At 70.2% G+C, this 13332-nt stretch carries 10 protein-coding genes; 3 read left to right on the forward strand and 7 right to left on the reverse strand.

The genetic code is table 11. From position 1 onward, the window contains the following. Window positions 1-106: 106 nt before the first annotated feature. Both ACZ4MH_RS03065 and ACZ4MH_RS03070 read right to left on the reverse strand, forming a co-directional pair. Window positions 107-1990 carry an AAA family ATPase gene (locus ACZ4MH_RS03065; RefSeq protein WP_351596004.1) on the reverse strand — a complete coding sequence of 628 codons (1884 nt, stop codon included), beginning with the start codon at window positions 1988-1990 and terminating at the stop codon, window positions 107-109. 467 nt (window positions 1991-2457) lie between these two features. Then, the gene (locus ACZ4MH_RS03070) at window positions 2458-3252 is read right to left on the reverse strand and encodes a uridine kinase family protein (protein WP_351595952.1); all 795 of its coding nucleotides are present in this window, start codon (window positions 3250-3252) and stop codon (window positions 2458-2460) included. A 145-nt stretch (window positions 3253-3397) separates the two neighbouring features. Between ACZ4MH_RS03070 and ACZ4MH_RS03075 the strand changes: the two genes are divergently transcribed. Next, on the forward strand, window positions 3398-4780 hold the full coding sequence (locus tag ACZ4MH_RS03075) for a peptidase C39 family protein (RefSeq protein WP_351595955.1): 1383 nt from the start codon (window positions 3398-3400) through the stop codon (window positions 4778-4780). A gap of 1110 nt (window positions 4781-5890) precedes the next feature. On the opposite strand, the gene ACZ4MH_RS03080 is transcribed toward ACZ4MH_RS03075, so the two are convergent. Then, complete coding sequence (locus ACZ4MH_RS03080; RefSeq protein WP_351595958.1) at window positions 5891-6355, reverse strand: hypothetical protein; 465 nt, start codon at window positions 6353-6355, stop codon at window positions 5891-5893. Window positions 6356-6490: 135 nt separating this feature from the next. Continuing rightward, window positions 6491-6985, reverse strand: coding sequence for a hypothetical protein (locus tag ACZ4MH_RS03085; protein ID WP_351595961.1), 495 nt, complete (start codon window positions 6983-6985; stop codon window positions 6491-6493). A gap of 532 nt (window positions 6986-7517) precedes the next feature. Here ACZ4MH_RS03085 and ACZ4MH_RS03090 point away from each other — a divergent pair. After that, window positions 7518-7946 carry a VOC family protein gene (locus tag ACZ4MH_RS03090; protein WP_351595963.1) on the forward strand — a complete coding sequence of 143 codons (429 nt, stop codon included), beginning with the start codon at window positions 7518-7520 and terminating at the stop codon, window positions 7944-7946. 83 nt (window positions 7947-8029) lie between these two features. Here the strand turns inward: ACZ4MH_RS03090 and ACZ4MH_RS03095 are convergent, their stop codons facing one another. Both ACZ4MH_RS03095 and ACZ4MH_RS03100 read right to left on the reverse strand, forming a co-directional pair. Further along, window positions 8030-10390, reverse strand: coding sequence for an ATP-binding protein (locus ACZ4MH_RS03095; protein ID WP_351595966.1), 2361 nt, complete (start codon window positions 10388-10390; stop codon window positions 8030-8032). A 290-nt stretch (window positions 10391-10680) separates the two neighbouring features. After that, window positions 10681-10884, reverse strand: a complete 204-nt coding sequence (locus ACZ4MH_RS03100) for a hypothetical protein (protein WP_351595968.1) — start codon at window positions 10882-10884, stop codon at window positions 10681-10683. A gap of 243 nt (window positions 10885-11127) precedes the next feature. On the opposite strand from ACZ4MH_RS03100, the gene ACZ4MH_RS03105 reads away from it, so the two are divergent. Then, on the forward strand, window positions 11128-12021 hold the full coding sequence (locus ACZ4MH_RS03105; RefSeq protein ID WP_351595971.1) for a D-alanyl-D-alanine carboxypeptidase family protein: 894 nt from the start codon (window positions 11128-11130) through the stop codon (window positions 12019-12021). Between the two features lie 91 nt (window positions 12022-12112). Here the strand turns inward: ACZ4MH_RS03105 and ACZ4MH_RS03110 are convergent, their stop codons facing one another. Then, window positions 12113-13288, reverse strand: a complete 1176-nt coding sequence (locus tag ACZ4MH_RS03110; protein ID WP_351595974.1) for an adenosine deaminase — start codon at window positions 13286-13288, stop codon at window positions 12113-12115. Window positions 13289-13332: the final 44 nt, after the last annotated feature.

A 13332-nucleotide genomic window follows, 5' to 3' on the forward strand; every position in this document is an offset into this window, starting at 1 on the left:
GGGGGGGGGGGGGGGGGGGGGGGGGGGGGGGGGGGGGGGGGGGGGGGGGGGGGGCTGGGGGGGGGGGGGGGGGGGGGCCGGGAAGAACCGTCCGCCCCCGCCCCGGTCACGGTCCCAGGTCCGGCGCCGGCCCCCGTCCCGACAGCACCTCGCCGTACGCCTGCATCAGGTCCGGCAGCCGCAGCGTCGACAGGTCCTCACGCCCCGGCGTGCCCGACCACGTCGACAGCCGCAGGTCGCGGTAGGCGCAGCTCTTCTCGTACAGCGTGCGCAGGAAGCGGCCGTTGCCCAGCTCGTCGATCCAGCCCTGGTCCACGACGTGCCCGCTGATGCTGCGCAGCTCGTCGATCGACTCCTCGTCCCAGCGGTCGCCGTTGTCCGCGGCCAGCACCTCACCGATGGCCGTCAGCTCCAGCGGGCGGTAACTGGGGAAGTCCACGCGGGTGGTGAAGCGCGAGGAGAGGCCGGGATTGGCGGCCAGCAGCCGGTCCATGCCCTCCGGATACCCGGCGAGGATCACCACCAGCCGGTCGCGGTTGTCCTCCGCGCGCTTGAGCAGCACCTGCAGCGCCTCGTCGCCATACGCGTCGCCCTTGGTGTAGCCGGAGTTGGAGAGGGAGTACGCCTCGTCGACGAAGAGCACGCCGCCCAGCGCCGAGTCGATCAGTTCGTTCGCCTTCACCGCCGTCTGGCCGAGGAACTCGCCCACCAGATCGGCCCGTTGGGCCTCCACGAGATGGTCGCCGCCCAGCAGCCCCAGCGCGTAGAAGACCCGGCCGAGTATCCGCGCCACGGTGGTCTTGCCCGTCCCCGACGGGCCCGAGAAGACGAAGTGCCGTTTCGGCGGCTGGACCGGCAGCCCCTGCCCGGCCCGCAGCCGTGCCATCCGCAGCTGCGCCGACAGCGCCCGGACCTGCCGCTTCACCGGCTCCAGGCCCACCATCCGCTCCAGCTCCTGGAGCGCCTGCGCCAGCAGGACGGGGTCGGCGGGTCCGGCCGGCAGCTGATCGGCGCTGCGCTGCTCCGGCACGCGCTTGGCGCGCGCGGGTCCCGCCGCGCCGGTGGCCTGCGAGCCGAGCAGGTCACTCTCCGGGCCCTCCGGGTCGACCGTGGCCAGCAACTCCCGGCCGTCCACCGGGTCCAGCGGCGCCAGCGGGTCCAGATCGCCGCCGTTCTCCTGGCCGAGCCCGGCCGGCACCGTGGCCAGGTCGGCGCCCTCCTCCAGGCCGTCGCACTCGGCGATGGCCGCGAGCCGGGCCGCGGTGTCCATGAAGGCCGGATCCACCCGGTGCACGGCGCGATACAGGGGGAGGGCCGCGGCGCTGCGCCCCGTGCCCTCGTGCGCCCGCGCCAGCCAGTACCGCAGCTCCTTGCGCTGCGGCTGCTCGCTGCGGCACCGCATCAGCGCGGCCGACAGCAGCGGCTCGGCCTGGCCGTACATCTCCAGCCGCACCCGCGCCATGCCCCCGAACAGCCCCGACTCGATGCCCAGCAGCGGGTCGTCGATCAGCGGCTCGGTGTGCCGCACGAGCTGCTCCCAGTCCTTGACCAGATACGCGCGGCAGGCGTGCAGGAAACGCACCTGCGGGTCGGTGTCGACCGGCGGGCAGCCGGCCAGCGCCTGGTCGAGCTCGGCGACGTGCCGGCCGTCCAGCCAGTGCGAGGCGTGCGCGAGCAGCAGGTCGCGGCCGGACTCCAGCACCGGCTGCACCCACCAGCCCAGCCAGTACCAGGAGTTCAGGGTGCGGCGGTGGCGGGCGCGCTGCTCGCCGAAGCGGTCGCGGTGCCGGTACATCCGCAGCAGCGCCGTGGTGGTGTCGGCGCGCAGCGCGTGCAGTCCGAGCCAGGCGTCCGCCATCGAGGGGTCGGTCCGCACCGCGGCCCGGAACTCCTCCTCGGCCTGCGCGTACGCGCCCATGGTGTACGCGTCGACCGCGCGCAGCCAGGCGAGTTCGGCCGGGGCCGCCGTGCCCTGCGCGCCACAATCCATCCTGTCCCCCACAAAAGATCCCCCGCGCTGTGCCCGTCGGGTGACTACCCGGCAGCGGCGTGATCGAAGCAGCGTGCTGTGGACGGGATCTGCACGCCGTCGCGCGCCCGTCGGCTCGTGTCCTCGGGTGGCACGAACTGGCATCGTACCTGCGCTCCCGAGGCGGGCCGAAGAGGGGCGCAGGGGGGAAGCGGGGACTCGGCGGCGCGAAGGGGCCGGTGACCGAGGGTGAGGGGGATGCGGCGCGAAGCGCGGAAATCGGGAGCTGAGGGCAGAACGAAGCCCCCGATCACGGGGGAACAACCGGGGGCTTCGCGACTGCGGGCGGTCCGTCAGAACCGCACATTGAGAACGTAAGTCCTGTACGGCCCCCAGGTCAAGCGGAGTTGAGGCACTCGGCGGGAGCCCGTCGGCCGTCCTCGGCGCACCGGCCCCCGTGCGTCACCGAGCGTGAAGGAATGGGGGAGTCAACGCGCGTCCACCGGTCCCTTGCGCCACTCGTACCCCATCTGTCCCTGTGTCACCAGAAGGTCCGCGTACGGCCGGGACGGATCCGCCGCGAAGTGCGCGCGCTCCGCCGGAATCCAGCCATCCCAGAAGGTGGCGAGTCCCGGCCCGTCCCTCCGCCGCCCGCGCGCCCAGGCGGTTTCGCCCGGCAGCTCCATCCACAGCAGGCACGCCAGATACGGGCGGAGCGCGCTGCGGCCCGCGCCGACGCCTTCCAGAAGCACGACCGGAGCCGGCGCCAGCGTGCACTCCCGCGTGAAGCTCCGGCGCACCCAGTCGTACACGCCGTACCGCGCGCTCCTCCCTTCGGAGAGCGGCCCGATCACCTGTTCCCGCAGCCGCCCGGTCCACGCGAAGAGCTCGTCGTGCGTCGCGAGATCGTCCAGGTGGAGTACGGGGGCGGGGCCGGCCGTCACCGTTTCTTCGGCCGCAGCCGCCACCGTCGCCGGCTCACCGCCCGTCGCCGGCTCACCGCCCGCCGCTGCCGCCGGCTCGCCGCCCGTCGCCGGCTCGCCGCCCGCCGCTGCCGCTGGCTCGCCGCCCGCCGTGGTCGTCCCACCGTCCGCCGCGGTTGTCCCAGCGCCCGCCGCAGTCGTCCCGCCGCCCACCGCCGCCGCCAGCCGCCCCGCGAACGTGCTCTTGCCCGACCCCGCGTGCCCGTCCACCGCGACCAGCCGCACCGGCCCGCACGACGGCGGCAGCCCGCGCAGACGCGCGGCGAGCGCGGCCAGGTCCTGATCCATGGCGCCTTCCATCACGCCAGCGTACGACAGTGGTCCACACCAATATTCGGCGCGCGACGCGCGTCGAACCGCTGGCCGAATGGCATCCCGTGCGGTGATAGTTGAGCCACGACTGCCGTGACGCTCATCCCGCACCCGACTGGGGGACATGAAGCCCATGACCAGATACGCGCCACGCCGTACCGTGCTGGCCGCCGCCCTCGCCGTCGCCGCCGGCGCCGCGACCCCCCTGCCCGCGCACGCCGCGAGCCGCTCCGGGACGCCCGGCCCGGACGACTCCGACGCCCATCCCGACGCCGCCTCGCTCGTGGACTACCACGGCTGGACCCGCGTGGCCGACTGGCTCGCGGGATCGGGGCACGGCACCCGCATCGAGCCCGGTGCACGCCCCGGCGTGCAGATCGCGGTCCCGATCGGCACCATCGATTACCGCGACCCGCACCTGAACAAGACCTCCACCTGGGAGTACGCGACTTGGACGTCGCCTGCCCACAAGCTCGAGGTCCCCGCCACGGAGATCATCGCGTCCTGGAACGCGCACACCCCGGCCGGCACCTGGATCGCGATCGAGCTGCGCGGCATGTACTCGGACAAGTCCCGTACGCCGTGGTACGTCATGGGCCGCTGGGCGGCGGGCGACCAGGACATCCGCCGTACGTCCGTGGACGGCCAGACCGACAACAAGAGCACGGTCTACACCGACACGCTCTCCCTCGACACCCCGGCGTCCGGCCTCCGCCTCATCTCGTACGAGCTCCGCCTCACCCTGTACCGCAAGCCCGGTACGGAGCTCACCCCCACGGTGTGGCGCGTGGGCGCCATGGGCTCCGACATCCCCGACCGCTACACGGTCCCGGCCTCCAAGCCCGGCATTGCGGCAGGCCGTGAACTGGCCGTGCCGCGCTACTCCCAGGAGATCCACAAGGGCCAGTACCCCGAGTACGACAACGGGGGAGAGGCGTGGTGCAGCCCCACCTCCTCCCAGATGATCATCGAGTCCTGGGGCCGCCGCCCCACCCCCGAGGACCTGGCCTGGGTCGACCCCTCTTACGCCGACCCCCAGGTCTGCCACGCTGCCCGCTACACCTTCGACTACCAGTACGAAGGCTGCGGCAACTGGCCCTTCAACGCCGCCTACGCCGCGACGTACGACAACCTCCAGGGCGTCGTGACCCGCCTGAACTCCCTCACCGACGTCGAAAAGCTCATCCACGTCGGCATCCCCGTCATCACCTCCCAGTCCTTCATCGCCTCGGAACTGGACGGCGCGGGCTACGGCACGTCGGGCCATCTGATGACGGTCATCGGCTTCACCCAGACAGGCGACATCATCGCCAACGACCCGGCCTCCCCCAACGACATCGCCGTCCGCCACATCTACAAGCGCCGCCAGTGGGAGAACATCTGGCTCCGCACGAAGCGCAAGGACGCAAACGGCGCCGTGAAGTCGGGCACGGGCGGCGTGTGCTACCTGTACTTCCCGGCCAAGCCGACCCCCACCCAGCACCGCGCGCTGCGCGAGCTGGGGATCTGCCCGTAGCCGGTGCGCTCGGCTTCAGCGGCGGGTAGGCCCAAAGCCGTCTGCACCACCTGGCAGGTGACTAAGGCGGCCGACTGTGACCTTGACGCACCGGTGCCCCAGCCAACGGGGCACCTCGTAGCTGGGCACTCCCTTCGTCAGGGTCACGGTCGCCCACTTGTGCCGCAGATCGCGCGGCAGCTTGATTGGGCACAGGAAGTCGTGAAACAAGGCGCACAGGTCCTCCGGGACCGGAACGTCAGTCCTCCGGCCTCCGCGGCATCCCGCTGAGCCGCGTCGAGACACCACTCCGCCGGCCGCCCTCGCGGCAGCAACTGGAAGCGACCGGAGTTGTCGATGCCATACGGAACTACCGGTGCCCGCCTCGCCTTTGCGGGGGTACGAACCTGGCATGGCCCACGCGAACTGCGAGCGGTGCCCTGGATTCACTACTCTGATGAATGGCCGTCACATTCCCCCCGTCGGCGAAACGCTGAATCCGAGCAGTGCAATGCCTACCCCGGCGACGACGGCGAACAGAAGCACTGCCCAGAAGAGAACCTTGGCCACCATCCACAGGCAGGAGCCGAGGAGGAATTTCCCCGGCCGCAGGCGCTTCCTGGCCCCGCGGGACACGCGGACCCGGCTGGACGGCGAGCCGGACGCCGTGCTCATCGGTGAGCAGCAGCCAGTCGATCGAGGCGGAGGCGGGCTGGGCGGGAGTCATCAGGTGCCCGACCCTGGTCAGCCGGTCCAGGTCCACGGTGCGGCGGCCGAACATGGTGCGGGCGGTCAGCAGTCTGTCCCGCAATTCGGGCTGCCGCGGGGCGGTGGCCAACAGGTGGACCATGGCAGCGGTTATGTGCGCGAAGAGAGCCAGGACGCACCAGAAGTCACCGACGACTCCCGCCTGCACCAGGAGCGGCGGCAGGAGGACCATCGCCACAAGGGTCAGGAAGGACGCGCCCAAGGCGCACCACCTGGCAGGCCCGTTCCCGACCTGCGGCATGGGGCACAGTTGAGCATCTCGACGCCGAATGATGCCGGCGCTATGCCCGCAGCACCCTCACGCCCGCCGAGGTCAGATCGGCCGCCAAGCGCCTGTGCTGGGGTGTGCGGAGTTCGATGGCGTCACCCGACTGCAGATGCAGGTCCAGTGAGCGCTGTGGCGCCGGAGCGGGCGGGACCGCGGTCCCAGGTGGTCGGTTCCGTGTCCGTGTCGTGGGCTACGTCCTCGGTCAGGCCGAAGGTAACTGCGTAGGGGGCGGATCCGGCGGGGAGGGCGGCTGCTGCGGTGCGGGCCGCGGCACGCAGGGCGCGGCGTTCACGCAGGCGCGGCACCAGGAAGCAGGGCGACAGCAGGAGGAGGATGCCCAGCGCCAAGACGGCGTCGGCGCCGAGGCCGGCCGCGGTGCGCGGGCGGACGATGCAGACCATGCCGAGGACGACAACGACCGGGGCGATCATGACGGTGACGACGAGAGCGGACGGCACCGTCCCGGCAGGCTTGTTGGCCTCCGGCCCGGTGAGACGCTTGCGGTAGACGCCGCGGTTCCGTCGGCGGGCTGCCGCGACGTCGGTGCGGCTGTCCGACATGAGGTACTCCGTTGGGCTGTTGGCGGTCCGGGGCCTGAGACAACGAACGTTGCGCGCGGTACCGACGGGACGTCGTCCCGCAGTCTGCGGTCGGCCGGTGCGCGGTCGGCCGGTGTGCGGCCGACCGCAAGGGAGTCAGTAGAACCGCGGACCGTCCGTCGTTGCGCTCAAGTTCTGTCGGAGCCCGCCGGCCATCTCGCACTGATACTTCGTCTTGCCCAGCGGCACGACGGCGGCCTTGGGAATGTCCGTGCAGTGCACCTTGGGCTTCTTGCCGTAGACCTCGTTGCCCCAGAAGAACTGGATCGCCCCTTCGCGGGTGACGATCCCCTTCTTCGGCTCGGCCTCGTACGAGACGAGGTTGGGAGTGATCCCCTCACCCTTGATCTTCACCGACCAGGGCACCTTGACGCCCTCATACGTCACCGTGCAGTCGAGTTTGGTGCCGGCCTTCGGTTTGGCGTCCTTCTGATCACACTCGCCGCTGGTCTTCCCCATGGCGTAGGCCAACCCGACGGTCTTCTTCCGCAGCTCGAAGACGAGGTTGTCCACGAAGGAGGCGTTGGCGCCCGGAGAGGGCTTGACCTTCGGGTCGCTGGTGTCGATCGACTCGCCCGAGGGCGAAGGCACAGCGACAGGAAGCGGAGTCTCCGACGCCTTCGGCGATGCCGCTTTGTCAGAGTCCCCCTGTGACGCCCCGCATCCGCAGGTGAGCGCGCCCGCTACCACTACCGCTGTGATCCACCGTGTTCCTCGCATGAGGCGCAATCTTAAGCCCCGTGACCGCTGCCCGCGTCGCGGGCATGAGGTGAACGGAGACGCTGCCAGGGCGCTGAACACTGCGGTTCCTGAGCCGCAGCGGCGGCGCGGAACCACGAGCTCTGCGAGTTCCCGCACCGTTTGACTGATGTCGAGCGTGGTGCCGATGCCGCTGGCCCGGCTGAGCAGTGCCAGGCGAGTCTGTGCCTCGTAGCGTTCCGTGATGTCGACGGCCGCCTCGCAGACGCCCAGGGGGTGGCCCTGGTCGTCCTGCAGACGGAAGTACGAGCACGAGTAGACCTGGTAGTGCTCCGAGGTGGCGGGGGTGGGCCCGCGCCAATGGAGGTCGAACGATGACACTCTGCCCGTTCCGCTGAGCGGCGCGCGCCAATACGGTGGCCCGATGGCGTCGATCAAGAAGTTCCAGGTCACCTTCGACTGCGCAGAGCCTGAGCACCTCGCTCGTTTCTGGTGTGAGGTGTTGGGGTATGTCGTGCCGCCGCCACCGGAGGGGTTTGCCACGTGGGACGATTTCAAGCGCTCGCAGCCACCTGAGCAGCAGGACGCATGGTTTGCCTGCATCGACCCCTCAGGCGTGGGCCCGCGACTGTACTTTCAGCGCGTTCCCGAAGGGAAGGCCGCCAAGAACCGGCTGCATCTTGACGTACGGGTCGGCACCGGACTCGTGGGTGAAGAGCGCCTCGCCGCACTTGAGGCCGAGTGCGCACGACTGGTCCCGCTCGGGGCGGTACACGTGCAAACGCTGTATGACGGCAATGACGCGTGCATCCCGATGCAGGACATCGAGGGCAACGAGTTCTGTATCGACTGAGGGGCCGCGAACGTCATATCCGGCGGGACGCCGTCCACGTTCGTGCCGGCCCCAGCAGTGCGCGCTGCGGGAGGTGACACTCCCTAGGCGTTTCGACGGGCGTCCAGCTGGGCCAGCGGCATTTCGCCCAGCAGGGCGGCGATCCGGGAGCGGGACGAGAATCCCAGTTTGCTCAGGATGTGCTCCAGATGAGCGTCCACGGTCCGCTTGGAGATCACCAGCCGGGTCGCGATCTCACGGTTCGAGAGTCCGGAGGCGACCAGTTCGGCCACTTCGCGCTCCCGGCGGGTCAGCGACTCCAGCGGACCCGCTGGATCCTCGGATGCCGCCGCCTCTCCGCCCACGGCATCGGGCTGGATCCGGGCCATCACCTCGTCGAGTGCCATGACCGTGCCTTGGCGGAACGCCGTGTCGTAGGCGGCATCGCCGAGGTCCGCCCTGGCCTTCCGTACGGCCGCGTCGTGGTGGCTCTGAAGTATGGCGATGCCGAAGAGCGGGGCTCCGATCTTCTCGTAGAGCACTTTCGTCGCCCCCAGCATCCACGCGGTCTGCTCGGGGTGCCCCTGCTCGGCACTGAGCCAAGCGAGCACTTCGAGGGAGTGGGCGAAGCCCGTCATGTCGCGGACGTCGTACTTCATCGTCAGGGCAGCGCGCATGACGTCCTCGCATGTGCCGTGGTCACCGCCGAGCAACAGGGCGACCCCCTTCACCCACAGCGCCCATGCCTGGTTCCAGCGCTCCTCCGTGCCCGCCAGCAGGCGCAGGGTCACATCACAGAGCTCGATCGAGGTCTCGGTATCGCCCAGCATGGCGTGCATCAACGCCTCCTGGTAGTGGACGATCACCACGCCGACGCGGTCCTCCTGTTCGATGAGGCGGCGCCGGGCCTCCCCGTAGTACCGCAGCGCGAGCGCGCCCTCGCCCTTGAACATGTACGTCCCGCCCAGATACTGCAGCGCGTACGTGATCAGGGATTCGTCCGCCAGCTCCTCGGCGATGGCCTTGGACTCGTTGAGGAGCGGCAGAGCGGAGTCGTGTTCACCCTGCATGATCGCGAACCAGCCGGAGAACCGCAGGGCGATGGCCCGTTCGGGAACAGGGCCGGCGACCAGACTGAGACCCTTGTCCATCCAGTACCGCCCCTCGCTGTACCGGGAGGAGCAGACCCAGTAGCACCAGAGCGAGTTGGCGAACCCGAGTCCCATACGGGCAGCCTCGACCGTGTCCTGGACCTCCCCGCCATCCGCTCCGGCCCCACCGGCTGCCTCGGTGAAGCAGAATTCCAGCGCCGCCCGCAGATCGGCGGAGCACCGCCGCAGCCGCAGGTATCCGGGTACTTGCTGCGACGTGCAGAACTCCCGTTTGAACTCCTCGGCCATGGCCAGATAGTGGTCGCGGTGGCGGGCCCGCAACGCCCGTGCCTCGCCGAGCTCGGTGAGCCACTCCTCACCGAATTCCCGGATGGTGTCGAGCAGCCGGTAGCAGGTCCCGCTCTCGTCGTCGCGCCTGAGCACGATCGACTTGTCCACGAGCCCGATCAGCGCTTCGAGGATCTCGTCGGCGGGCAGCTCGGCGTCCGCGCACACCTCCTCCACCGCGGCCAGGTCGAAGTATCCGGCGAAGACCGACAGCCGCGCCCACAGCAGCCGCTCCTCGGGGGAGCACAGCTCATGACTCCAGCCGATGGCCGTACGCAGGGTCTGATGCCGGGGCATCGCCGTCCTGTTGCCACCGGTGAGCAGCCGGAACCTGCTGTCGAGCCGGCTGACGAGCTGATCGAGGGACAGTGCACGCAGCCGTACGGTCGCCAGCTCGATAGCCAGCGGGATGCCGTCGAGTCGCCGGCACAGCGCGCCGACCGCGGCACGATTGCGGTCGTCGACCGTGAATCCGCTGCGCACCGCCGCCGCCCGCTGGGCGAACAGCCGCACCGCGTCGGTCTCTTCCGCGGTGCCGTCCTCGTCAGGGACGCCGAGCGGGGGAACCTCCAGGACGTTCTCGCCCGGCACGCTCAGCGCCTGCCGGCTGGTGGCCATGATCCGCAGATCGGGGGCCGTACGGAGCAGGGCGTCGGAGAGCATGCCGCAGGTGTCCACGACGTGCTCGCAGGTGTCCAGAACGAGAAGGATTTCCTTGCCCTTCAGATACTCGATGAGGTAATCGAGCGGAGGGCGGCCGGACTGCTCGGGCAGGCTCAGGGCACCGATGACGGTGTTCGGCAGCAGTGCCGCGTCGCGCAGCGCGGAGAGCTCCACCAGGCACACTCCGTCGGCGAACCGTGCGGCGAGCTGGGTGGCGGTACGCAGCGCGATCCGGGTCTTGCCCACGCCGCCCGGCCCGACGAGCGAGACCAGCCGGGCCCGGCCGAGCAACCGCTGCGCCGCCGCGAGCTCCTCGGCCCGCCCCACAAAGCTCGTCACCTCCGCCGGGAGGTCGACCCCCACCCGCTCATGATGCGTCGCCATCGCAGCCCCAACTCGGCCAGGGAAGAAGTGCCCCCCACGCTAGCGAGCGAGCACACGGCGAGCCTCGGGCACCGCGCAACATGACCGTCTCTGGTATCCGTACAGATCGTTTGTTGCTACACGTTGACGCCTTCAGGACCGGCCTGGACCGAAGCTGCCCGACGCACCCTTGGACCTCGCCCTTGCGGCTTGCGCAGGCCGAGGCGTTTTTGGACCTCGTTGTTCTCGGACGCGGCCCAGAGGGACGGCGGAGGGCCGGTGGATGCGGCTCAGTGTTCGTCGATTTTTGCCAGGCGGAAGGGGCCGGCCGCGCCGGGGCCGTACATCACCGGCAGGTCGTGGCCCCGCGGTACGACGACGAGGGGTTCGTCGCGGTACTCCTTCAGGAATCGTTCCAGCGGCTCCCAGATGAGGCTCTGGTAGCCGGACTCGCTCCGCTGGTGTTCGAAGGACAGGGTCAGTGCAGAGTCCATGACGGTGACGCTCACGCAGTTCACCTCAAGCCATGCACCCCCGATCCAGGCTTCAAGCCGCACGTAGGACATGGGGCACAGCCTGCCCCGTACGGCACACGCTCGCAATCAGCCACGGCCGGTTCCCGATGCATGTGCGAAGGGTGATGGTCCTCCGGTGCGTGCATCCATTGGTGCGGCTCGTGCGTCTCATGAGTGAGCGGCACTCTCATGTGACCGCATGGCAGGTATGGAGTACTCGACTTGAAAAACGGCATCAACGGCATGCGTCGCGTGTCCGCGGTCCTCGTCACCGCGGGAGCCGTCCTGACCGCCGGAGCGTTCGCCGCTCCGGCGCAGGCCGCCACGCTCACGACGCCCACGATCACCGCCAAGGGCGGTTTCGTGATGAACAACGGCACGGGGACGAGCCTTTTCACCAAGGCCGCCGACACCCGGCTCTCCACCGGGTCCACTACCAAGATCATGACCGCCCGGGTGGTGCTCGCGCAGCCGAACCTCAACCTGGATTCCAAGGTCACGATCCAGAAGGCGTACAGCGACTACATCGTCGACAACAACTGGGCCTCGTCGGCCCGGCTGATCGTCGGCGACAAGGTCACGGTCCGTCAGCTGCTGTACGGGCTGATGCTGCCGTCCGGCTGCGACGCCGCGTACGCGCTGGCCGACAAGTTCGGCACCGGCTCCACGCGGGCCGCGCGCGTGAAGTCCTTCATCGGCAAGATGAACTCGACGGCGACGAGCCTCAAGCTGAAGAACACGCACTTCGATTCGTTCGACGGCATCGGCAAGGGCGCGAACTACTCCACGCCGCGCGATCTGACCAAGATCGCCAGTAGCGCGATGAAGTACTCCACGTTCCGCACGGTCGTGAAGACGAAGACCACCAAGCAGAAGGTCACGACCAAGAGTGGTGGCTACCGCTACATGGAGTGGACCAACACGAACAACCTGCTCGGCAGCTACTCGGGCACGATCGGCGTCAAGACCGGTTCGGGCCCGGAGGCCAAGTACTGCCTGGTCTTCGCCGCCACCCGCAGCGGCAAGACGGTCATCGGCACCGTCCTCGCGTCCTCCTCGGTGGCCAACCGCACCGCGGACGCGAAGAAGCTGATGGATTACGGGTTCAAGAAGTAGCCGCGCGGTACGCGGCAGGACCGGCCGGGCCGGCGTCGGGGAGTCCCCGGCGCCGGCCCGGTGCTGTGCGGTGCTGTACGGGGCCGGCGCGTCAGGCCGCCGCCGCGCCGTCGCGTACCGGGACGTGGCCGAGGGCGCGGGAGCGCAGCCGGGCGTAGCCGGGGCGGATGACCTCGTTGATGAGGGCGGTGCGCTCGTCGAAGGGCAGGAAGGCCGCCTTGGCCGCGTTGACCGTGAACTCCTCCAGCTCCGCCGGGCCGTAGCCGAACGCGGTGGCCAGGTGCTGGAACTCCTGGGTCATCGTGGTGCCGCTGACCAGCCGGTTGTCCGTGTTGAGGCAGACGCGGAAGCCGAGCCGGCGGAGCAGGTCGATGGGGTGCCCGGGGTAGCTCGTCGCGGCGCCGGTCTGCAGGTTGGAGGTCGGGCAGACCTCCAGGGCGATGCGCATGTCGCGTACGTAGGAGGCGAGGCGGCCGAGGCGTACGGAGCCGTCGGCGGCGATCTCGATGTCGTCGGTGATGCGGACGCCGTGGCCGATGCGGTGGGCGCCGCAGCGCAGTACGGATTCGTGGATGGACTCCATGCCGACCGCCTCGCCGGCGTGGATCGTCACGCGGGCGCCTTCGCTGCGGAGGTAGTCGAAGGCCGCGGCGTGGCGGCTCGCCGGGTTGCCGATCTCGCCGCCCGCGATGTCGAAGCCGGCCACGCCGCGGTCGCGGTGGGCGACGGCCAGCTCGGCGATCTCCAGCGCGCGGTCGGCGTGCCGCATGGCGCACAGCAGCGTGCCGACGCGGACGCGGCGGCCGTCGGCCGCGGCCCGGCGCTCGCCCTCGCGGAAGCCCGCGGTGACCGCGTCGACGACCTCGTCCAGGGTGAGCCCTGCGGCGAGGTGCTGCTCGGGGGCGAAGCGCACCTCGGCGTAGACCACGCCGTCGGCGGCCAGGTCCTCGGCGCACTCGGCGGCGATGCGGAAGAGCGCGGGGGCGGTCTGCATCACGGCGCAGGTGTGCGCGAACGTCTCCAGGTAGCGCTCCAGCGAACCGGAGTCCGCGGCGTCCCGGAACCACTCGCCCAGCGCGGCGGGGTCGGTGGTGGGCAGCGCGTCGTATCCGGCCTCCGCGGCCAGTTCCACGACGGTCTGCGGGCGCAGGCCGCCGTCGAGGTGGTCGTGCAGCAGGACCTTGGGGGCCAGGCGGACCAGAGTCTCGTCGAGGGGGGCCGTGGGTACGTGGGGAAGCGCGTGGGTGTACTTGTCAGACAGCGTCATGGGGTCGGAGTATGACATGGCTTCCGGAGTGGGGGCGACCGCGT

The sequence above is a fragment of the Streptomyces sp. NPDC026301 genome, assembly GCF_055567935.1.